We start from the raw sequence: 20,841 nt of genomic DNA, 5'->3' as shown, positions 1-20,841 counted from the left end.
CTTTACCCCGTACTAAAATTTCAGATATTATAGCCTTTTACTTGTTTCCGGACAACCTCTCACTCATCATACAAAAAAATTATCGAAAAAGATGCTCGAAGAAGATCCATTTCAAGGCCTAAGTGGTGCTGGGTCTTTACGTGGATTTTACAGTACTGGTATGGTGATGTTTGCTCATGATGAAGAAAGCAGTGCACGCCAGATAGTATTTGAGCTTCGCAATGGTGAACGCGTGCCAAACAAACTTGTCGATAAGATAAATGGTCATTGGCAGCTAATGGAATAGCTAACTTTCACTTTAAAGTCAACTTATAGGAGAGCGTATGCTACAAGATTTTTTAACTGATTTTAATAATGCAAAACTGCAGAACAGTTTAATACCGAAAGGTACAATAGTCAAGGTAAAAATGGCAATAAAGCCTGGAGGTTATGAAAATTGGTTCACTAAAAACTACACTACTGGCAGTATCTATTTAAATGTAGAATTTACCGTCACTGAAGGCTCATATGCAAAACGCAAGATTTTTCAGATTATAGGTATCAAAAATGGCAAAGCAGAAGGTGAAGAAGACATCTGGGGAGAATCTGGACGTTCTATGCTGCGTAGTATTTTGGAATCATCCAGAAATATTCATGCAAATGACACTTCAGAGAAAGCAGTGACTGCTAGAAGAATAAACTCTATAGCTGATTTCAACGATTTAGAGTTTACAGCAAAAGTAGGCGTTGAAACTAATAATACATACGGAGATAGAAATAGGATTACTACAGTTATTACTCCAGAATTACAAAAAAGTTTTCAAGATGATTGGTTGCCATTTTGAAGTATGACGAAGGAAAGTTGTGGGCTGCTGTTATTACTAGAGCTATTCAGGATGCAGCAGGAAAAAACCCTAAACTTAAAAAAGAGGCTTGTCAATGGATTCGCTCACGATCTTTTGAAACTGTTTGTGAGCTGGCTAATCTTGACTTTAAACGTCTAAAAAATATGTTGAACAAATTTGGAATAAACAAGGAGAATTTTATGGATTTTTCATCTAAAAATGCTTTGAAAATAAAATCATTATTAATTAATAACATCAAAGATTGTTTATCTTATTTGTTACCTGAAGGCAAATCTTACCAAGATAAATTCTATATTGGCAGTAGAAATGGAAATAAGATAATAGTTGAAATGGAAGGAGAAAATGCAGGAAATTGGTACAACCTGATCGAAGAAAAGAAAGGAAATATAATAGACCTTTGGACTTTAGTTAAAGGTAATATAGATTCTGCTGAAACATGGTTGAACGGTAAAGATGAAAGAAGTTCCATATTACAAGAAAAACAAAACGAAGAAAAAGCATTTTCTGTAAACCATTACTTAAACGATAAATCACCAATGCCAAAAGATATAATAGGCCCAAGAATTTTGACACCAGGTGGTCTTTTGGTCATAGGTGGTACTCCAAAGATTGGCAAAAGTCATTTTCTTCTTTCTCTATTAGTACATCTGGCAGCAGGAAGATCATTTCTTGGCATGAAGCCTACAAGACCACTAAAAATATTCTATCTACAAAACGAAATGGAATATGATTACATTAGAGAACGTATACAACAACTCAACAAACTTCCTCATTTAGCAACAGAAAACTTAGTTGTGACGAACAAGATGAATTTGACCTTAAATGAAGAAGGTATAGAAAAAATAAAAAATATGGTAGAGGAAAAGTTTGATTTAGTTGTGATTGATTCTCCTTATAATTCCGTTAACTATGGTCTGCAGCATGCAATAGAAAAACTACGTTCCAAGATTAATCCTATGGCTGGAATAATCATCATAAATCACACCAAAAAAGTATCTACCTCTACATTGGAAAAGAATCCATTTCAAGCTCTCGTTGGTGCTAACGCTTTAAGAAGTTTTTATACATCTGGAATAGTAATATTTCAACCCAATAAACGTACAAATATCTTACAAGTAGTATATGAACTTAGAAACGGTAGATCTATACCAACAAAATTCATCAATAAGATTAATGGATGTTGGAAAACTGCTAACGTTATAGCTAGAACATAAAAATTCTTCAGGTAGGTATGGATATTTATTGTTCACAAAGAAATGGACATTATAAATTATTAGGGAAGAAAGAACAATTAAGAACTCAACTCCTATCAAATATAAGGTCATGTCTTTCTTATTTACTGCCAAGAGGAACTTTTCGTGGTGATAAGTTCTATGTAGGTGATCTACAAGGCAATAAAGGACAAAGTATGATAGTGGAGTTAACTGGCAGTAAAGCCGGATTATGGCATGATTTTTCTACCGAAGAAGGAGGAGATATTTTTGATCTTTGGGCTGCTGTTACTGGAAAAAATCAATTTACTGATACGATAGAAGATATTGCTAAGTGGATTGGTTATTCGGAAAAAAATAACACTCTGGGGCAACCAACGGCATCATGGAACTATTACGATGAAAGTGATCAAGTGATTGTTACAGTTTATCGTTATAACACTGATTCAGGAAAAAGATATCTTCCTTTTGATGTAAAAAGGTCTAGTTTTACTCTACCAGAGACCAGGCCTTTATATAATATTCCAGGTATCGTGAAATCTGATAAGGTGATTTTAGTTGAAGGTGAAAAGTGTGCAGATGCTCTGATAGAGCAAGGTATGACTGCCACAACTGCAATGTTAGGAGCAAATGCACCAATAGAAAAAACAGACTGGTCACCACTTAAGGGCAAGCATGTTATTATTTGGCCAGACAATGATGAACCAGGTAAACAATATGCTGAGAAAGTTGTGAAAAAGCTTACTTTTCTTGGTGTTTTATCACTTACTCTTCTTGAAATACCGGAGAATAAACCAAAGGGATGGGATTCAGCTGATGGTATAGAAGAAAAGATGAATATTCCTGAATTCATTGAAAATAACTCGAAAAAAATCATCGTTAAGCAATTGCTTAATATTCAAGAATGGAGCGTAGAACGTTTTATAGGTCCAGTACCGGAGCAAAAGTTTCTTGTTGAAGGGTTATTTCCTTTAGGAGTGACATCTATTCTAGCTGCAATGGGAGATACTGGTAAAGGTATGCTTCTGCTTGATTTAGCACTGAAAGTTGCGAGTAGAAAAGATCAGCCATGTGGTTTTGGTCCTTTAGTTACTGAACATGGATCTGTTGTAATATTCTCTGCAGAAGATGATATGAGTGAAATACATCGTCGTTTAGAGCGTCTTGACTCACAATGCGAGAGATTAAAATATAAGGATAGGCTCTTTATTGTACCATTACCAAATGTTAGTGGATCACTTACAATCATAAAGAGTGTTTCAGGTAAAGTTATAGAGACTTCTCCTGAATTTGAATTGATAACAAAACAACTTAATAAAATAAAAAACTTAAAATTAATCGTATTTGATCCACTTGCATCATTTGTGCACGCTGATTTAAATACTGACCCAGCCGTAGGCGATTATTTGATGTCTTTATTATCTGATTTAGCAGGTAGCACTGGAGCATCAATAATTACTGCTCATCATATGAGAAAGCCAAAAAGTGAAAAACCTATATCGACTGTTGAGCAAGCACGTGATGCCATTAGAGGTACATCTGCTCTTGTTAATGGTGTTAGGTGTTCATACGCTTTTTGGTCTGTGGAAGATGCAGCTAAACCGACAATTTTTAAATCAATAGGAGAATCTGTAAGACAGAACGCATTATTTTATGGAGCAATTGTTAAAGCAAACGGTTTGGCTGATCGCACTTTACGCACTTATTTAAGAAATGAAGAAACAGGATTGTTAGAGGACATAACTGAAAGATTAAGAATAAAAAATATGAACGAAAAAGATTCAAAGCAGCATCTTATAACTGCAATTACACGAGCAGCAATTTCTGGACATCCATTTACCCATACAGGAAGTACAGGAGTGTATAAACAGCGGCATAGACTACCTGAGGAGTTTCACAGTATAGGAAGAGATAGAATGGAGCGTATAGTTCAAGAGCTGTTACAAACACGGAAGCTGGTTAAGGGAATGGCTACTGGTTCAAAAGAAGATAAATGGCTTGACATTCCTAGCGGACCATTTGCTCGCGGCGTTGGAAAGTTTAGCTGTGGAGCTGAGCTATTCTCCTAAAAAATTTTTCTGATATAAAAAAATATTTTGATTTTTGCGGACGAATTTTGAACTCACCGTACATATATAATATAGGGGGAAAATGTCAATACTCACACAGTCAGGAAGAGCAGCAATAGCAGCCAGCATCAAAAAGCAATCTATCCATCTTGCTTGGGGAAGTGGTGATTCAAGCTCTGGAAGTAGCCACAAAGTAGAAAAAACTTTCGTTAAGGGTGAAATAAAATTTGATCATCAACCTATTTTTGATCGTCAACCTATTAAAGATGTGAAGGTTTTTACAGGGCAAACAACTTATCAGCCAAGTATTGACTATACAGTTAATGGCAGTACTGGTGTAATAAAACTTACGGAAAATAGCTCTATTCCAGTAAGTGATAAAGTTACTGTAGAGTATAGTGAAAGCACACCACCAGAGCTGATAACTTCTGAAAAACTGCTCAATGAACTTGGCAGACGTACTGCAGACGAAGTGCTATTCTGCACAGGTGATGAAAACGGTGAACTTATAACTCCATCTGGAAGGTTTAGGCCCTCAAATGTACCAACTAATAATCTCTATCTCAAATTTACTTTCGATTTCACGGATGCAGCAAATCAAGTAATCAGAGAGCTAGGGGTTATGGTTGGTACTAAAATAAAAGAAGAATTACCTGAAGGACAGAGATATTTTGAACCTCAAGATATAGAAGAACATGGGATTTTATTGATTTTGGAACATACCGTACCACTTATCAGAACTGCTGCAACTCGGGAAACTTTTTCATTTGTTGTAACTTTTTGAATTTTTCTAGCATTAAATGACTTTAAACGCCTATTATAACCGCTTTAATCCTGACAAAGAATACGAAAAAAGCTTGTTTCTAGCAGGAAGAGGTCTACAGTCTGCAGAACTAAACGAGACTCAGGAGTATGCTCTCTCTAAGATTAAAGGCATAGGCGATGCAATATTTCGTGATGGTGATGTTATAACAGGAAGCAATTGTATTATAGATAGAGAAACTGGTAAAGTTACACTTGAGGGAGGAAAAATCTATCTGCGCGGTGCAGTTAGAAAAGTTGAAAAAGAAGAATTTGTTATTCCACTGAGTACCACAGTTCGCATAGGTATTTATTATGTAGAATCTACGATTACAGAACTTGAGGATGAAAACCTTCGTGATCCTGCTATTGGTACAAGAAATTATCAGGAAGTAGGAGCTGCAAGGCTTAAAGTTTCCACCATTTGGGGTTATCAAGCAGAAGGTCTTTCTCCACGTTTTTCTGAAGGAGAGTTTTATCCAATCTATAACATTGAAAATGGAGTATTAATAGAACATTCACCACCTCCACAAGCAAACATAGTAACTACTGCTCTTGCTCGTTATGACAAAGAAGCAAATGGTTCCTACGTCGTAAATGGTCTTGAAGTAATGTTCCTGCAAAAGGAAGAGGGAGAAGGAGGAAAAAAAATATTTGTGATTAATGAGGGCAAAGCTCATGTTGATGGCTATGAGATTGAACTTCCTCACAGTATTCGTGTTTCTTTTGATGAAGATCCGGATATAAAATCAGTTGAATCAGAACCACATACTTTTCAGCCAAATAGCCAAAGAGTAATGGAGCTGAAGGTTAATGATTTTCCAATAAGTGAAATTAAAAAAGTAGATATAACTGTTCAGAAAACCATTACTGTTACTCATGGTTCATACTCTGGAGCTATTGATCCGATACCTGACTCTGCAGTACTTGAGATTATTCAAGTTAAACAAGGCAATGTTATTTATGAAAATAGTATAGATTACAAATTAAACGCAGGAAACGTTGATTGGTCATTACCAGGTAAAGAACCAGCTCCTGGAAGTAGTTATCAAATAACCTACCGCTGTCGTACTCATGTAAGCCCTGAAGATATAAGTGAACAGGGATGCAAAGTAAAAGGAGCAGTTGATAACAGCTTGGTTCTGATTGATTACACCTGGAAAATGCCCCGCTATGATTTAATTACTATCGATAGCAAAGGAGTGGTAAGAAGAATAAAAGGAATTTCTCACCCTTGGCGACCATCAATGCCTAGAGCGCCTAGTGGACAACTTTTGCTCTGCTACATTCATCAGACGTGGAAAAAAGGCGAAGGGGTAAAAATAGTGAATAATGCTATTCATGCTGTACCGATGAATGAGCTTGAAGCAATGAAAAAAGGAATAAATGATCTTTATGCGCTGGTTGCAGAGGAACGTCTACGCAATGATGCAAATTCAAGAGAACCTACCACCAAAAAAGGAGTATTTGTTGATTCATTCTTTGATGATGATATGCGCGATCAAGGAATTTTGCAGTCTGCAGCAATAGTAAATAAGGAACTAATTTTACCAATAGATGTAACGATTGCTGATATTGATGGAGGAGAAAAAACTTATTTGTTGCCATATGAACTTGAACCGGTACTGGAGCAGCTTTTACAGACCAAAGGAGAAAAGATCAATCCATATCAAGCTTTTGACCCAGTCCCGGCAAAAGTTACCATGAACAAAAATATAGATCACTGGACGGAGGTTACTACGAATTGGAAAAGTCCAGTAACCAGAGTGTTTAATGTTAAAGAAACAACAGAGCTGCTGTCAAGTACCTCATACGAAACTGAATTTATGCGAGAAGCAACTCAAAATTTTGAGATTGAAGGTTTTGCAACTGGTGAAAAGCTTAAGGAAGTAAAATTTGATGGCCTAAGCATTCAACCCATACCATAGAGGAAAAAAGTGGAAAATCAAGGACGAATAAGTGGAAAGATAAAAATCCCAGCAAACATTCCAGCAGGTACTAAATTAGTACAGTTTTATGGGGATAAAGGAAGCTATGGAGAGGCAACTTATACTGGTAAAAAAACTATTACCATAGAAGAAAGAAGAAGAGTGATCGCAGCAAGACGAGTTGATCCTTTAGCCCAAACATTTACGCTAAATGAGAGCAGACACATAGGAGGCGTGGAGCTATGGTTTGTAAATAAAGGCAAAAAACGTGTTGTTGTTCAGATTAGAGAAACAGCAGTGGGAATGCCCTCGCAGACTGTCATTGCTGAAAGCTATATTGAGCCAAAAGATATAAAGATAGATGGCACAGCAACACGTATAACTTGGTCTCCTGTCTGGTGTGAATCTAGCAGAGAATATGCAATAGTTTTGCTAACCGATGATGCAGATACAGCAGTAAAAATAGCAGAGCTTGGCAAATATGATGTAGTAAATAGCCGCTGGGTAACGAGTCAGCCATATCAAGTAGGAGTATTACTATCATCAAGTAATGCAAGTACCTGGACTCCGCATCAAAATTTAGATTTAACGTTTCGACTACTAGCTGCAAAATTTAGTGAAAATTCTCATGTTATTGATCTTGGTAAAGTCACTGCAAACAACGTATCAGATTTAATAGTTTTAACAAATGTTGAAAAAGTAGCATTTGATACCAATGTAGAATTTATCTTAACAGATGAAGAAGGGAAAGAAAACTTTTTGTCTGATAATTTGCCGCTCGCGCTGCGTGAAAGACTATCTGGAGAGTTAACAGTAAAGGCAAATTTAAAAGGTGCAAAAGAAAAAAGTCCTGTTCTCTATCCTGGGTTACAGCTAGTTCTAGGTAATCTTTCAGAGTCCGGAGATTATGTTACAAGGAGCATTACAGCAGGAGCTAACACTAAGATAACAATTACCTATGATGCGCTAATACCTGGCACTGCAGATGTTAAAGCATATGTGGAACAAAGCGTCAAAGGATGGCAATTAGTAAATTTAACATCAGGAAAACCTATTGGGGAAAATTGGGTGGAGAGAACTCATGTACTAACAAACTTTAATAGCAATGAAACAAGGGTAAAATTGGTTTTAAGTGGAACGGTTATTTATCGGCCAAAGGTAAAAAACTTGCGGGTTGTTATAACGTAAGAAAATGCCAAATGATGAAACGAGGCGCGGATATCCTTTGCCACACCCAGAGAATATTGCAGTGGAAGATGTAGTACGTATTCGCAGAGCTATAGAAAAAGTAGATGAGGATATGAGTAATAGAGAAAATAAACATAATCAACTTAAAAGTAATTTTGAACGATTTAGATTTGAAACTTTTTTGAATTTTTTGGAATGAAAGAAGCAATAGAAGCGTTACATCAAAGGATAAAGGATTTAGCAGTAAGTAGCACACCTGATCAACTGGCATATCTTGCAAAATCGCTGGAATTGATAGCAGATAAAAAAGCTATTTCTGATATTGCGCAAATGACTAAAGTAAAAGAAATAATTGATGCACTACAAAAGAGGCTTAAGGATTTAGCAGAAAACAGTACACCAGATCAATTAGCATATCTTGCTAAAGCATTGGAATCAATAATCGACAAAAGTGCAGTTTCTGAAATTGTACAGATGACAGATGGTAAGCTAAAAGAACTTCTTGATAGTGCAAAAAAACACTTAACTGATCTGGATAATAAAAAAGCTAGTTCTTTAGCAGTGATCTCTGAATCAGAGAAGCAGTTATTAAAGAGAATTGATGAAAAAGGAACAACAAATTTATCGCTACTTGATACGAGAAAGAATGCCAATATTGCAGCAATAAATAGCATTAGTAACAGTCATAAAGATGGTCTTAAAGGTTTAGTGAATAACTTCCGTACTGTTAATGATGTGCCAAGTGGCTCATCAATTATTAGGGAAATAGAAACTCGAATTGAAAACATCCTGAATGAGGTAAAAACTCGGGATGAACAGTTAAAAGCGTCTCTTATAAATGAAATAAGAAAGCGCAACATGGTTGAACCAGGGTCATTACCTTTCTTATTTGGTGTACTTGGCAGAAAAAATAATTATTTTGGCCACGGAACTTTTACGACAGAGCTTGGAAAGTGGAGTAGTGATATAACAAAAACTGACTATATGTTACAACTACTAGCAGGTAGCCATACGTACAATACAGATTACGTTAGTTTTTATCGGCCAAGACAACTAAGTTTTATAGAGGGAAGTAAAGGAACATTTATTTACGGAGAGTTATGCACAAAAAGTTTTTCGGGTAGTTATGATGAGATATACTATTACCCGTATGCTGCACTTGGAGTAGTATTTGTAAAAAATACAACCAATGTGAACATAAATAAGACAATGGAATTTGTTGGATCATCGTATTCGAGTACGGAGTATGGGGGAGCAGGATTATTTGTGGGAACTCCTGATAACACTAATTCTAATAAATCAAGTATTTCAAAAATAGTATGGAAAAATGTTTACCAATACACGAGTTCTGATAGCAAGTTAGCCGGATCTGGTAATGTGGAGATTCCAGCAGGAAAAACAGTTGCAATATTACTTTACACATCATCTTATCTGTATTCCAGAACACAAGTTAGTCAAGGTATGCTTGCATCAAATTATGTACACAACTATGGTCAATTTATTCAGTGGGGGATTTATAACATACGTAGCAATTTTCTCACCACAGGGCTTGAGGTAGATGTGGAAAGGACGCTCAGGGGTTGGCAATGTCCAGGATTATCTAACACGTATGAGATTTGGAGGTAACAAACAATGTCTATCTACATTAGATTTGAAAATGATAAACAAGTAGAAACAACAACACTTGAAAGCAAGCCAACTGAAAATGATTGGTATGAAGCACCAGAAGATTTTGATTGGCAAAAAAGCTATTGTTTAACAGAAGGAGGAAAAATTGCTCAGCGTACTAAAGAAGATATACAAAAGGAGTTACTGGATAATGCGAAGCTTTGTGCATTTGATAGTATGCGTTTCTATTATGATAATCATACTCACCAATATGCAGGTCATTCTCACCAAAAAGCTAAATCTTATGAGATTCAAGCGGAAGCCGCAAAAAGCATTCTAGCAGACCAGGATGAAAAGGATAAAGAAATTATAGAACCTTTAGCAAAAGTCCGTGGTATTACGGTTATTGAAATGGCAAGAATAATTGAGGAAAAAGTGAAAAAAGCAGTAAAAGCAATAATTAAATGTGAAGAGCTTGAAGATTTAGCCAAAAGAAAGATTGAAGAAGCCAAAAGTGAAAATGAGCTACAGACTTTGCTAGATGATTTCAGGAAAAAAATACAAAGAAATGGCTGAAGAATTTTTACATGGCGTAAATGTTATTGAGGTAACCTCAGGAGCAAAGACAGTACGTACAGCTAAATCATCAGTGATAGGTGTAATTGGTACTGCACCTGAAGCAGATGAGCAAAAATTTCCGCTAAATAAACCAGTGTTAGTTGCAGGAAGCTTAAAGGAAGCAGCAAAGCTCGGAAAGAGTGGCAGTTTACCTTCTGCAATAAATGGAATATTTTCCCAGATTGGTGCAACAGTAGTAGTTATTCGAGTTAAAGAAAGTGAAAACAGCGATCCAAAGCTCAAAGAAAGTGAAACTATTCAAAGTATAATCGGTGGAGTTGATAAAGAGACTGGAGAATATCAAGGGATAGAGGCATTCCTCAGTAGTGAAAGTATAGTTCATGTTGCTCCAAGAATATTAATTGCACCTCAGTTTACTCATCAGTTACCTGAAATAGATGGAGTAAATTCAGTAGTGAGTGCTTTAATTTCCATAGCAGAAAAATTAAGAGCAATTATTGTTGCAGACGGACCAAATACTAATGATGAAGAAGCAATAAAATGGAGAAAAAGTGTAGGCAGCTCAAGAGTTTACGTTGTTGATCCATGGGTTAAGGTATTTATTGAAGGAAAAGAAGGAACCTTGCCAGCAAGCCCATTTGTAGCTGGTTTAATAGCAAAAGTAGATAGCGAACAAGGATTTTGGCACTCACCTTCAAATAAAGAGATAAATGGTATTATTGGAACAAGCAGGCCTATTGATTTTAGCTTAGGTTATGCAAATTGCAGAGCAAACCACTTAAATGAAAATGAAGTAACAACGATAATTCATCAAAACAGCTATAGGCTTTGGGGAAATAGAACATGTTCAAATGACTCAAAATGGGCTTTTCTATCAGTAAGGCGCACTGCAGATTTAATTAACGATAGTTTACTTCGAGCTCATCTCTGGGCAGTTGATCGCAATATCACCAAAACTTATATAGATGATGTGATTGAGGGGGTGAATTCTTACCTTGCAAGTTTAAAAGCGCAAGGAGCAATTATCAGTGGAAAATGTTATGCAACTCCCGAACTCAATACACCGGCAAATATTGCAAGCGGAAAAGTGTCTTTTGATTTTGAGTTTACACCGCCATATCCAGCTGAGCAAATAATATTCAGATCCCATCTTGTAAATAATAGTGTAATAAGTTAGGAGAAAGCGAAGTGTTACCCAAAATACTGAGAAATTTTAACGTATTTGTAGATGGTCGTGGTTATGCAGGAAAAATAGATGAAATAACCTTGCCGAAGCTTACCATAAAAACCGAAGAGTACAGAGCTGGTGGTATGGATATTCCAATAAATATTGACATGGGCATGGGCATGGAAAAGCTTGAAGCAGACTTTACTTTTGCTGAGTATGATTCAGAACTATTTAGACTTTTTGGCTTGATAGATGGAAACTCAGTATCTTTAACGCTCCGTGGAGGAATGCAAGGTAATGATATTGAAGCAGTAATAATCAATTTAAGAGGCATTTTTAAAGAGTTTGACTTTGGCAACTGGAAACCTGCTGAGAAAGCAACGCTGAAGTGTACTGTAGCTGCCCATTATTATAAACTTACTATAGGTGGTAATGAATTAATAGAGATCGATGCTGAAAATATGATTAGAAAGATAAATGGCGTTGATCAAATGGCCTTGCTACAAACGATTCTAGGGATCTAATATGGTTGACAAAATTACATAAAAATGTTAAAATATAAGAAGTTGTAGGTATATAGTTAATATGGATTCTAAAGCTCATACAAATTCCATAGAGCAGCTAACTGGTTTACTTGTTAGTGTAGCACAATCTCAAGACAAGTCCGTTTTAAAGTTATTAACTGAATTAATGGAAGAAGAAATTGAAGATATGGAATTATCTAAGATTGCTGACGAACGCTATAAAGAAAAGAGGGTTAAACATCAAGATGCCTTCTGGGATTAAGCCTTACAATATAGACTATTCAGAATCTGTTATAAAGAAAGACATTCCGGCTCTTCCAGCAAAAGTAAAGTTAATGATTAAGAAGGCAATAATGGAGCGTCTAACAGTTGATCCAATTGGACTTGGAAAGCCATTAAAGCATAACTTAAGTGGACAACGTAGTCTACGGGTGAGTACCTATCGTATACTTTATTATATAGATGTACCAGAACATACAGTAGTTATTACTTCAATTGAACACAGAAAAGATTCTTATCAAAGCTAATCCTATTTATAGCACCATACAAAGAAATTAGTTATGTAAAAGCCGATATAGACTTTTATTTAATTAACTTTTTAAGGAGGAACATGCAAGCTATAACACTTAATAACCCAATAACAGTTGATGGAATTTCTGTCTCAGAACTTACTGTTAGACGTCCAAAAGTTAGAGACTATCTTGCAATTGAACGCTTAAATGGTAGTGACCTTAGTAAAGAAGTAACTTTGACTGCCAATTTGACATCAGTTGCAAAAGAAGCAATTGAAGAGTTAGATATTGCTGATTATGTGAAAATTCAAGAGGTATTAAAGGATTTTTTTTCACCGATTATCCAAAAAACTTGAGATTAGAAGTATTAATGTTCAGCTCTGTTGTAGGAGGCGGGGTTGAACAAATACTTGATATGGAGATTAATGAATTTATCTTATGGCATAAAGCAGCGAGGAAGGTACAATGTCAACATTATCTATAAAAATCGGAGCAGTTTTAGATGGCAGTTTCAGTACTGTAATAAAAGGAAGTAGCAGTCAACTTACTCATCTTGGTGAGAATATAAGAAAGCTTGACTCATCTTTAAAATCAGTATCAAAGTTTAAGCAGTTAGGTCATGATGTTTTGACTAGCAAGAGGTCATGGAAAGGCTTTGAAGATCAAGTAAAATCTTTAGCTAAACAAATGAAGGCAATAGAGAAACCGAGCAAAACTTTAAAAGCAGAATTTGACAAGGCCAAAACCTCTGCAATAAAAGCAAAAGAAGCATATTTGAAAAAGAGAGATGCTTTGCATTCATTTAATGAAGAAGTAAGAAAAAGTGGAAGAAATATTAAGTACTTAGTAAGTGACCAACATAAACTTGGCTCTTCTATTGAAGTATTAAAAGGTAAGTATGGTAAGCTTGGATCTGCAATACGTAGTCACCAAAGTTTTTTAGCAAGCAAAGCACATTTTAAGTCACAAATTATAGAGACTATTGGGCTAGGGCTAACGCTTGCAGCTCCAGTTAAAGTTGCAATTGACTTTGAAAGTGCTATGGCTGATGTTACAAAAGTGGTAGATTTTAAAAAAGGAACGGATGAAGCAACTAAATTTGCAAAGAAGTTAAAAGAGATGTCACGTACTATACCATTATCAGCCGCAGAACTGGCACAAATAGCTGCAAGTGGTGGTCAACTTGGTATCAAGAAAGAAGATCTTTTTATGTTTACAGAAACAGTGGCAAAAATGTCTACAGCATTTGATATGTCTGCAGAGCAAGCAGGTGATTCTATAGCTAAACTCTCTAACGTTTATGGAATTGATGTTAGTAAAATGGAATACGTTGGTAATGTAATCAATCACTTATCAGATAACACTGCTGCCAAAGCAAAAGATATGGTTGAAGCTCTAGCAATAGTTGGTGGTACTGCAAAACAATTTGGTCTTGACATCAAGGAAACAAGTAGTTTAGTAAATGCCTTCGTTAGTTTAGGTAAACAACCAGCAAAAGCTGCAACTGCTATAAATGCTCTACTTAGTAAACTTCAGACTGCTGAAGAACAAGTAGGGGATTTTAAAGCAGCATTAGAGCAAATGGGCATAACTGCAGAAGAAATAGCACAAAGAATAAGCGAAAACGGCGAAGAAGCATTACTCTACTTTTTTCAAGCTCTAAAGAAAATGGATAACCAGGAACGTTCTACAATCCTTATGAAACTTTTCGGTCAGGAATATCAAGATGATATTGCATTATTAGCTGGAAGTTTTAACAAATACGAAGATGCTATAAGGTTACTATCTGACACAGAAGAGTACAAGAGCTCGTTGCAGAAAGAATTTCAAAACCGTGTAGACACCACAGCCAGTAAATTACGACTTCTTCGCAACGCAATAGCTGAAGTTGGTATGAACCTGGGTTCAGTGATGCTGCCTACTTTAAAATCTATAGCTGAATTTTTACAAGAAAAAACTAGAAGCATAGCGTTATTTGCAGAAAAATATCCAACTTTAACCAAAGCAATCATGGGTACTGTAGCAGCCTTGATAAGTTTAAAAGTTGTAGCAGTGGGACTAGGATACGGATTTACATTGCTAGGAAGTACGATTTTTAGTCTGAAAGCAAACCTACTTGGAGTATTTTCATTTTTATCAGCTACAGTTTTTCCTGCAGTAGTAACAGGACTAAGAGCAGTAACACTCGCTATAATGAGTAACCCTATAGGACTTTTAATTACTGGACTTGTCACTGGCGCAGCACTTGTTATAACTAACTGGCAAAAGGTAAAAGACTTTTTCTCTAGCTTTTGGAAATCGATAATAAAACCCATAGAAGAAGCTTTTTCATGGATAGGTGAAAGTATATTTGGAAAAGTATTGGGAAATAGCCCACTGAAAGAGTTTGAAAAAAGAAAAACTGAAGTAAAAGCAGTGCACACTCCCCTAAAAAGTAATATTCTCAACAGTGGAAATCCTGTGCTAGGTAACAGTATAATTAAAGAATTTTCAAAGAGAAATAAAAATAGCTTCAGAGTCAAAAGCCTTATTGAGGAGAAAAAGTTTACAGAGAGCGATAAGATATTTGCAAGGAGTAAGTTTGAAAATAAAGAACAAAATAAAACTCAGAACATCACTAATAATTACACTATCAGCATTAAAGCAGAACCTAACCAAGATGTTCGTAGTCTTGCAGATGAAGTAATAAAAAGGATAAGAGAAAAGTCACGTGATGTTTTATTTGATACGGTAGAGACATTTTATTGATGCTATCTCTTGGTCCGTATAAGTTTGCTCCCACAAGTTTAAAGTATAGCAGAGAAAATCGTTGGAGCACGATTGAGTGTATTGAAAATATGCCACTATTACAAAATATCGGTCAAGGTGTAGAAAATATAGATTTAGAAGGAATGATTTATCTGCATAATCTCAACGTGCTAAATCAATTAAAGAGTGTGAAAGAAACTGAAAAACCACATATTTTAGTAGATAGTTTAGGTAATATTTTAGGACAATTCGTAATTACTAGGTTAGAAGAAAAGCAGATGTATTTTTTACCTAATGGACTACCGAGAAAAATTGAATTTAGTTTGAGTTTAAAAAGCTATAGATGACTATATACTATGTGAGTAAAGAAAATGAGATGTTAGATCTGATTTGCTGGAAACATTACGGATTTACTGATGGAGTAGTGGAATTAGTACTAGCAGAGAACTTGGGTTTGGCAGAATACGGAAGCTTTTTGCCCGCAGGATTAAAGATAAAGCTTCCTACTATTAAGAAAATAGTACAAAAGTCAAAATTAAAGGTCTGGGAATAAATGCAGCCAGATTTTATAATAGATAAATGTGAATCAATTAAAGATAGAGTTATATCATTGCACCTTACAGATGAATCAGGAATAATAGATGATGTAGTTGAAGTGTGTGTTGATTACAGGGATAAAGACATAGATATTCCGAATGAATTGAACATAGCACTAGATTATAAGGAATTTGGAATCTTTCCAATGGGTATATATACAGTCAACGAAGTGACTATACAGGGTCCACCTAAGACTCTACTAATCAAAGCTCATGCAACAAATTTAAGAATATCTTTGAAGGCAAAAGTATCAAAAGAATGGCGCCAAATTACCATAGAAAACTTAGTAAAAGAAATAGCCCAAAAACATGGATATGGATACAAAGTCGCTGAAGAATTTAAGGATGTATTGATACCCCATATTAATCAGGCAGATGAAAGTGATATAAGTCTGTTAACAAAGATCGCAACAGAGCGTGAAGCAATGGCAAAATTAGCTGGTGGGTATATATTATTTATTTCAAAAAACATGGCAAAATCAGCCACAGGAAAAGCTTTAGGAATAACGACTATTAGACCTCAAGATACAATTAACTGGAAAGTGCATTTTACCGTACGTGATAAGTATAATTCAGTAGTGGCAAAGTGGCATAGCTATGAAAAGGGCGAAACTATTAAAGAAACAGTTGGTAGCGGTGAGCCAAGTTATATTATGCTGGAACTTTACTCAAATGCAGAGTCAGCACTAAGTGCAGCAAATGCCAAGTTGAAACAATTGAAGCGTAACAATGAAACTTTAGATGTAACTATGCCTGGTAATCCTCAAATTTTTGCAGAAGCTAAACTTAATCTTCTAGGTTTTAATCAAGCGTTAGATGGTGAATGGATAATTAATAGAGCGGAGCATACTTTAAATAGCTCGGGTTACCTTACTATGTTGTCAGCATCTTTGAGTAAGTAATGTTAAGAAAAAAATGAGTAATGATCTATTTAATATTAAGAAACTGTGTGCCAAATATGAAAAAAATAAAGTATAATGAAAGAGATAAACTACATTTCGTATGGTTCATACTATTAATAGTATGCGTTGTTATTACTTATTGCTATCAAAAATCTAAAGCTACAGATAATTATAACAAAACATTACAAGTGGCTACTAGTAATTGCAACTTAGGAATAGTAAAGCTTTTAGTAAAGGATATGGCTCCAAACTTGAGTGGAACAACGTTACATTGTGCAGCAAGAAAAGGATGTTTAGACATTATCAGATTTTTAATAGAAGAGGAAAAAGTAAATATAAACGCACTTGATAGAAATGCATTTAAAAGAATAGCTTTACATCACGCTGCAGGTGAAGGACACCTAGAAGTTATTAAGTTTTTATTGGAGAAAGGCGCAAATCCTAATATTAGAGATATAGATGGAAAAAACCCAAGAGATGTAGCTGTGCTAAGATCACGGCACAATAAAGATAAACCATACGATGAAATTATACACTTGCTCTATAATGCTGAAAAAGAACATGAATCTGAGCAGTAATATTTCGTAACCGGAAACAAGAAGTAGTTGAAAGATTACACAGTTAGGAGAAACATGCAAAATCAAAAAATCCCACTAGCAGTAATTATCACTATGGTAATACAGACCGTAGCAACAATTTGGTGGCTCGCTAAGCTTGATTTAAGAGTACAAATTCACGATCAATTTATAGAACGAAATCACGGACTAATGGAAACAGTTTATCGCCTCGAGGAGCGGGTAAAAAACCTCATTGAAGAAGTTAATGAGCTTGAGCAAAAACACAAATAACAACTAAATTTCACAGTGGTAAAATACATTTTATCCGTTGATGGAGGTGGAATTAGAGGAATCATTCCTGCCATTATTCTCGCAGAAATAGAGCAAAGGACAAGAAAAACGATTGCTGAAATCTTTGATCTTATGGCAGGTACTTCAACCGGTGGGATTGTTGTAGCAGGATTATGTAAAAAAGATAAACCTCAATATTCTGCTAATGATTTAGTCGAGTTCTATCGGGAATATGGACCATATATTTTTAAGTCTTCATTTTTTAGGCGATCAATACTATCTTGGTTTAACTGCGCACAATATCCACATAAAAATATTGAATCTGTACTGGATAAATATTTTGGAGAGGATATTCTAAAAAACACTTTAAGTAATGTGTTGATTACGAGTTACGATATTCAGAATAACTGCCCATTTTTCTTTAAAAGCTGGAAAGAAGGTAATATTAAGCTGAAAGATGCACTCAGAGCTGCAACTGCAGCACCTACTTACTTTGCACCTAAATATTTAAAAGTCAACCAAAAGGAAATGGTATTAGTGGATGGGGAGTGTTTGCCAATAATCCAGCAGCTTGTGCATCTGCAAGTGGTAAGAGGTTATTTCCAAATGATGATATTCTACTGTTATCGATAGGTACTGGAAGAACAGATAGAAGCATAGCTAATTCAAGGAGATTTGGAAAGATAGGTTGGATAAAACCTCTGTTGAACGTAATGTTTGCCTCAAGTTTAGATGCAGTAAATTACCAACTTGATCAAGTTATAGCTGATAAATATATACGCATACAATCGCAATTGAAAATAGCATCACCTGACATGGATAATATTACATCAAAAAATATCAAATCTCTTCAGCAAGAGGCAAATGCAATGATAGAGGACAATCAGGAACTGATAGATAAATTCTGTGATGTTTTATCTTGATACGTAGAAATGCCAAAAAAATTCTGCAGAGCTAAATAAGGGTTTAGAATAGTTAATATATTAACTACTTTTACTTATATCTTAAACACAATTCAATTTTCACACTCACCTAACTCATCAACAGTTAGGCCACTTGCTCGCAAAATAACATCAGTAGAAACACCCGCCTTCACTAGATTTTTTGCAACCCTGATTTTCTCTGCTTTTTTAACTTTTTCCTTGCCACTTTTCATATCTTCAGATAGAGATTTGACTAATGATTCTTGTTCTCTGTACTCATCCATTAAACTCAATAGCTTTTTGCTTTCTCTTGTTTTAGGTAGCAGAACTTTAATATTCACTGATAATCCTTCTGCTATTTGATATAATTTATCAAATGATATGGCAGTGTATCCTATTTCATATTCGTGTATTTCGGGAACGTTCAAAGAAGCATACGCGTCAAGTTAAGAGATTGTAAGTAAATTCAGGGAAGTTAAGGTAGATACTCTAGTTTTTCTGTACTTGTCTTTTAATGAAAATCGAGACCAAGTTATGGTAAGCTTTTTAAGAAAAACTTTCAAACTATTAACTTTATTCTTTAGTGCTAAAAATAACTCTATAACCCGCCTTTTTAGCTCAATAAATGCCTTTGTTAAGCTAAGTTCTGTATTCTTTTTCACTTCTGTGCAACCAACTATGCCGTGAAATATAAGAATTGCGCACAATTTAGCATATAGTTCACATAATACTCTGCATGGCTTTCCTTTTAGCTTATCAAGTCTGATATGGCTTTTATACAATTTAAATAATAACTCAATTTGCCACCTTACTCTGTAAATCGTTAATACTTGCTCAGCACTAATTTTATTTTCTGGAACATTAGTTATAAATATTGACCAGTTCAACAATTTTTGATTTCTTTTAGAGGATGTATATCCCTGCGATCTTGCTAATCTATTAGCTTTCCTTCTTCTGGCCATAGACTGTTCTTCAGTTAGTTTCTGACATATAATTCTTACTCTAATTTTTGCTTCTTTTCCTAACAATACCTCGTTTTCTAAAAATAACTTATCCTCTAAACATTCTAATAACTCCATTTTTTGATTTGTTTCTACATCATATATGTTGGTATCGGATTTATAACGACTTATGAAATAAGCTCCTATTTCATTGATTTGTTTAAAAGAACTTGGCACAAAATAACCGAGATCAGATATTAGCAAATCATTGCTTAATATATTACTTAAATGTTTCCTATATCCCTGGTCTGATCTTACTCCCTCCGTTAAATTAAGTTGGTCTATTATCTGATTCATGTAGTCGAAAACTAATTGTAACTTTATTCCAGACTTAGTATTGCTTTCATAGCCACTGTAGCTAGTACCATAACCTTTATACATCTCTTCCATACTGTTAGGTAGAGTAATATAGCTACTGTCCAATAATTTAACACTATTAAATTGCTGTAAGATTTTGCAATCAACTTGCAAGATATTTTTGAAGAGAAGCACAGATTCATTATACATCCTTTTCATAAATTCCACTGCTTCTTCAGTAAATCTAAAATCCAAACCTTGTTTTGTTATATCTATCGAGTCCTCGTTTAGTAATTGACACATTGTTTCTACGCTACAATTATCAACCCCTATATTACCCAAGACCATGGCTTTTACGAACGATGAACCTTTTAGCTTTCTCTTTCTTTTTATAAACCTTGTTGTAATTGAGATTTTGTCTGCTTTTTCATTAAAAAATTCTTTGAGCTTTCTTGATAAGCTAGTTATTTTATTCATTGGTTCTCTCACTAAAAGTATTTCTGGGAGAACTTATACCTTATTATTCTATCTCTTTCATACCTTTATTTCCTTAACTTGACGCGTATGGTTTGTTTAACACTCCCCAAACATGAGTTTTAATTGATGCTCCTGTTGACCTAACTCATCCTTCAATTAGTTCCATACCGTTTCGCAGTAGGTCTATAGGACTTATCACTGCCAACACTGTCACTTTGTTCAGAACCATCATGTTCTAGTGGTTTTTGTATATTTTCATCACTAAAGCCGCTTGAAATAGATGATGTCCACTCTTGGGAATTTGAATCACCCTTTGATTTACTACCTTGAGGATCTGATAAGGATTCTGATTGATCACTTGTTGATGTGCTACCTTCAGAAAATAATTCCTCTTCAGAAGGCATTACCACGTGAGGCACTTCACTTCTATCCAAATCTATTCGATAATTAAGTAAAAAGTTATGCAGACTCTTATAATAATATACATCACTAGCAGAAGAAGCACACACTTCTCTATTAAGACAATCATCATTCTGAGCTTGAAGATCAACGTTTGCTCCTGCATTTTCCTAACGTTGGCCACCAACAATCCTGTTACAAGAACTTCCTCTTAATG

General features: G+C 35.1%; 22 protein-coding genes and 3 pseudogenes. 22 read left to right on the top strand and 3 right to left on the bottom strand.

Going from position 1 to position 20,841, the window contains the following annotated elements:
- Positions 1-46 precede the first annotated feature (46 nt).
- From R0F62_RS04145 to R0F62_RS04040, 22 genes and pseudogenes are all read left to right on the top strand, one after another.
- Positions 47-286: pseudogene (locus R0F62_RS04145) on the top strand (AAA family ATPase); the annotation flags it as partial.
- A 37-nt stretch (positions 287-323) separates the two neighbouring features.
- Positions 324-824 (top strand): hypothetical protein, encoded by a 501-nt coding sequence (locus R0F62_RS04140; RefSeq protein ID WP_010082125.1) that lies wholly within the window; start codon positions 324-326, stop codon positions 822-824.
- Entirely contained in the window at positions 809-2,059 is a 1,251-nt protein-coding gene (locus R0F62_RS04135) for an AAA family ATPase (RefSeq protein WP_244953444.1), read from the top strand. Before R0F62_RS04140 ends, R0F62_RS04135 begins: the two co-directional genes overlap by 16 nt.
- A gap of 17 nt (positions 2,060-2,076) precedes the next feature.
- Positions 2,077-4,125, top strand: a complete 2,049-nt coding sequence (locus R0F62_RS04130) for an AAA family ATPase (RefSeq protein WP_274979128.1) — start codon at positions 2,077-2,079, stop codon at positions 4,123-4,125.
- An 82-nt stretch (positions 4,126-4,207) separates the two neighbouring features.
- Entirely contained in the window at positions 4,208-4,909 is a 702-nt protein-coding gene (locus tag R0F62_RS04125; protein ID WP_274979129.1) for a hypothetical protein, read from the top strand.
- A 16-nt stretch (positions 4,910-4,925) separates the two neighbouring features.
- Entirely contained in the window at positions 4,926-6,854 is a 1,929-nt protein-coding gene (locus tag R0F62_RS04120) for a DUF4815 domain-containing protein (RefSeq protein ID WP_274979130.1), read from the top strand.
- Positions 6,855-6,863: 9 nt separating this feature from the next.
- A complete protein-coding gene (locus R0F62_RS04115) occupies positions 6,864-8,042 on the top strand; it encodes a hypothetical protein (protein ID WP_070356855.1) in 1,179 nt (392 codons plus the stop codon).
- Between the two features lie 4 nt (positions 8,043-8,046).
- Entirely contained in the window at positions 8,047-8,241 is a 195-nt protein-coding gene (locus R0F62_RS04110) for a hypothetical protein (RefSeq protein ID WP_274979131.1), read from the top strand.
- Positions 8,238-9,668: a hypothetical protein gene (locus R0F62_RS04105; protein ID WP_022626305.1), complete on the top strand. Its 1,431-nt coding sequence runs from the start codon at positions 8,238-8,240 to the stop codon at positions 9,666-9,668. Before R0F62_RS04110 ends, R0F62_RS04105 begins: the two co-directional genes overlap by 4 nt.
- 6 nt (positions 9,669-9,674) lie before the next feature.
- Positions 9,675-10,226: a hypothetical protein gene (locus R0F62_RS04100; protein ID WP_010962686.1), complete on the top strand. Its 552-nt coding sequence runs from the start codon at positions 9,675-9,677 to the stop codon at positions 10,224-10,226.
- Positions 10,219-11,406: a phage tail sheath subtilisin-like domain-containing protein gene (locus R0F62_RS04095; RefSeq protein ID WP_274979132.1), complete on the top strand. Its 1,188-nt coding sequence runs from the start codon at positions 10,219-10,221 to the stop codon at positions 11,404-11,406. The genes R0F62_RS04100 and R0F62_RS04095 overlap by 8 nt, the downstream gene beginning before the upstream one ends.
- Positions 11,407-11,417: 11 nt before the next feature.
- A complete protein-coding gene (locus tag R0F62_RS04090) occupies positions 11,418-11,921 on the top strand; it encodes a phage major tail tube protein (RefSeq protein ID WP_274979133.1) in 504 nt (167 codons plus the stop codon).
- Positions 11,922-11,982: 61 nt separating this feature from the next.
- Positions 11,983-12,183, top strand: coding sequence for a hypothetical protein (locus R0F62_RS04085; RefSeq protein WP_007303020.1), 201 nt, complete (start codon positions 11,983-11,985; stop codon positions 12,181-12,183).
- On the top strand, positions 12,167-12,448 hold the full coding sequence (locus R0F62_RS04080; protein ID WP_010082215.1) for a type II toxin-antitoxin system RelE family toxin: 282 nt from the start codon (positions 12,167-12,169) through the stop codon (positions 12,446-12,448). Before R0F62_RS04085 ends, R0F62_RS04080 begins: the two co-directional genes overlap by 17 nt.
- Positions 12,449-12,531: 83 nt before the next feature.
- The gene (locus R0F62_RS04075; RefSeq protein ID WP_010405430.1) at positions 12,532-12,789 is read left to right on the top strand and encodes a phage tail assembly protein; all 258 of its coding nucleotides are present in this window, start codon (positions 12,532-12,534) and stop codon (positions 12,787-12,789) included.
- 109 nt (positions 12,790-12,898) lie between these two features.
- Positions 12,899-15,181, top strand: a complete 2,283-nt coding sequence (locus R0F62_RS04070) for a phage tail tape measure protein (RefSeq protein ID WP_274979134.1) — start codon at positions 12,899-12,901, stop codon at positions 15,179-15,181.
- Positions 15,181-15,528 carry a phage tail protein gene (locus R0F62_RS04065; RefSeq protein ID WP_022626303.1) on the top strand — a complete coding sequence of 116 codons (348 nt, stop codon included), beginning with the start codon at positions 15,181-15,183 and terminating at the stop codon, positions 15,526-15,528. Before R0F62_RS04070 ends, R0F62_RS04065 begins: the two co-directional genes overlap by 1 nt.
- Positions 15,525-15,734, top strand: a complete 210-nt coding sequence (locus tag R0F62_RS04060; RefSeq protein ID WP_010081876.1) for a tail protein X — start codon at positions 15,525-15,527, stop codon at positions 15,732-15,734. The genes R0F62_RS04065 and R0F62_RS04060 overlap by 4 nt, the downstream gene beginning before the upstream one ends.
- Positions 15,735-16,679 carry a contractile injection system protein, VgrG/Pvc8 family gene (locus tag R0F62_RS04055; protein WP_274979135.1) on the top strand — a complete coding sequence of 315 codons (945 nt, stop codon included), beginning with the start codon at positions 15,735-15,737 and terminating at the stop codon, positions 16,677-16,679. It abuts the gene before it with no gap.
- A 56-nt stretch (positions 16,680-16,735) separates the two neighbouring features.
- Complete coding sequence (locus R0F62_RS04050; RefSeq protein WP_010962680.1) at positions 16,736-17,257, top strand: ankyrin repeat domain-containing protein; 522 nt, start codon at positions 16,736-16,738, stop codon at positions 17,255-17,257.
- Between the two features lie 54 nt (positions 17,258-17,311).
- Positions 17,312-17,527, top strand: a complete 216-nt coding sequence (locus tag R0F62_RS04045; RefSeq protein ID WP_022626301.1) for a hypothetical protein — start codon at positions 17,312-17,314, stop codon at positions 17,525-17,527.
- A gap of 15 nt (positions 17,528-17,542) precedes the next feature.
- Positions 17,543-18,450 (top strand): annotated as a pseudogene (locus R0F62_RS04040) (patatin-like phospholipase family protein).
- 92 nt (positions 18,451-18,542) lie between these two features.
- On the opposite strand, the pseudogene R0F62_RS04035 reads toward R0F62_RS04040, so the two are convergent.
- From R0F62_RS04035 to R0F62_RS04025, 3 genes and pseudogenes are all read right to left on the bottom strand, one after another.
- Positions 18,543-18,878: pseudogene (locus tag R0F62_RS04035) on the bottom strand (WO male-killing family protein Wmk); the annotation flags it as partial.
- Positions 18,879-18,896: 18 nt separating this feature from the next.
- Entirely contained in the window at positions 18,897-20,225 is a 1,329-nt protein-coding gene (locus tag R0F62_RS04030; protein WP_317051328.1) for an IS4-like element ISWen1 family transposase, read from the bottom strand.
- 152 nt (positions 20,226-20,377) lie between these two features.
- Entirely contained in the window at positions 20,378-20,659 is a 282-nt protein-coding gene (locus R0F62_RS04025; RefSeq protein WP_274999231.1) for a hypothetical protein, read from the bottom strand.
- Positions 20,660-20,841 lie beyond the last annotated feature (182 nt).

This window comes from Wolbachia endosymbiont of Drosophila aff. chauvacae BK-2020, assembly GCF_032848195.1.
Taxonomy (GTDB): Bacteria; Pseudomonadota; Alphaproteobacteria; order Rickettsiales; family Anaplasmataceae; genus Wolbachia; species Wolbachia pipientis.
Note: the sequence above shows the minus strand (reverse complement) of the source record. Positions and strands in the feature narration are given on the sequence as shown.

What these genes read in the sequence shown, in the direction of transcription:
- R0F62_RS04140 (WP_010082125.1), top strand. Translation starts at nt 324, where the DNA reads ATGCTACAAGATTTTTTAACTGATTTTAATAATGCAAAACTGCAGAAC.
- R0F62_RS04050 (WP_010962680.1), top strand. Translation starts at nt 16,736, where the DNA reads ATGAAAAAAATAAAGTATAATGAAAGAGATAAACTACATTTCGTATGG.
- R0F62_RS04075 (WP_010405430.1), top strand. Translation starts at nt 12,532, where the DNA reads ATGCAAGCTATAACACTTAATAACCCAATAACAGTTGATGGAATTTCT.
- R0F62_RS04095 (WP_274979132.1), top strand. Translation starts at nt 10,219, where the DNA reads ATGGCTGAAGAATTTTTACATGGCGTAAATGTTATTGAGGTAACCTCA.
- R0F62_RS04055 (WP_274979135.1), top strand. Translation starts at nt 15,735, where the DNA reads ATGCAGCCAGATTTTATAATAGATAAATGTGAATCAATTAAAGATAGA.
- R0F62_RS04125 (WP_274979129.1), top strand. Translation starts at nt 4,208, where the DNA reads ATGTCAATACTCACACAGTCAGGAAGAGCAGCAATAGCAGCCAGCATC.
- R0F62_RS04120 (WP_274979130.1), top strand. Translation starts at nt 4,926, where the DNA reads ATGACTTTAAACGCCTATTATAACCGCTTTAATCCTGACAAAGAATAC.
- R0F62_RS04080 (WP_010082215.1), top strand. Translation starts at nt 12,167, where the DNA reads ATGCCTTCTGGGATTAAGCCTTACAATATAGACTATTCAGAATCTGTT.
- R0F62_RS04110 (WP_274979131.1), top strand. Translation starts at nt 8,047, where the DNA reads ATGCCAAATGATGAAACGAGGCGCGGATATCCTTTGCCACACCCAGAG.
- R0F62_RS04100 (WP_010962686.1), top strand. Translation starts at nt 9,675, where the DNA reads ATGTCTATCTACATTAGATTTGAAAATGATAAACAAGTAGAAACAACA.
- R0F62_RS04105 (WP_022626305.1), top strand. Translation starts at nt 8,238, where the DNA reads ATGAAAGAAGCAATAGAAGCGTTACATCAAAGGATAAAGGATTTAGCA.
- R0F62_RS04085 (WP_007303020.1), top strand. Translation starts at nt 11,983, where the DNA reads ATGGATTCTAAAGCTCATACAAATTCCATAGAGCAGCTAACTGGTTTA.
- R0F62_RS04070 (WP_274979134.1), top strand. Translation starts at nt 12,899, where the DNA reads ATGTCAACATTATCTATAAAAATCGGAGCAGTTTTAGATGGCAGTTTC.
- R0F62_RS04045 (WP_022626301.1), top strand. Translation starts at nt 17,312, where the DNA reads ATGCAAAATCAAAAAATCCCACTAGCAGTAATTATCACTATGGTAATA.
- R0F62_RS04060 (WP_010081876.1), top strand. Translation starts at nt 15,525, where the DNA reads ATGACTATATACTATGTGAGTAAAGAAAATGAGATGTTAGATCTGATT.
- R0F62_RS04030 (WP_317051328.1), bottom strand. Translation starts at nt 20,225, where the DNA reads ATGAATAAAATAACTAGCTTATCAAGAAAGCTCAAAGAATTTTTTAAT.
- R0F62_RS04130 (WP_274979128.1), top strand. Translation starts at nt 2,077, where the DNA reads ATGGATATTTATTGTTCACAAAGAAATGGACATTATAAATTATTAGGG.
- R0F62_RS04065 (WP_022626303.1), top strand. Translation starts at nt 15,181, where the DNA reads ATGCTATCTCTTGGTCCGTATAAGTTTGCTCCCACAAGTTTAAAGTAT.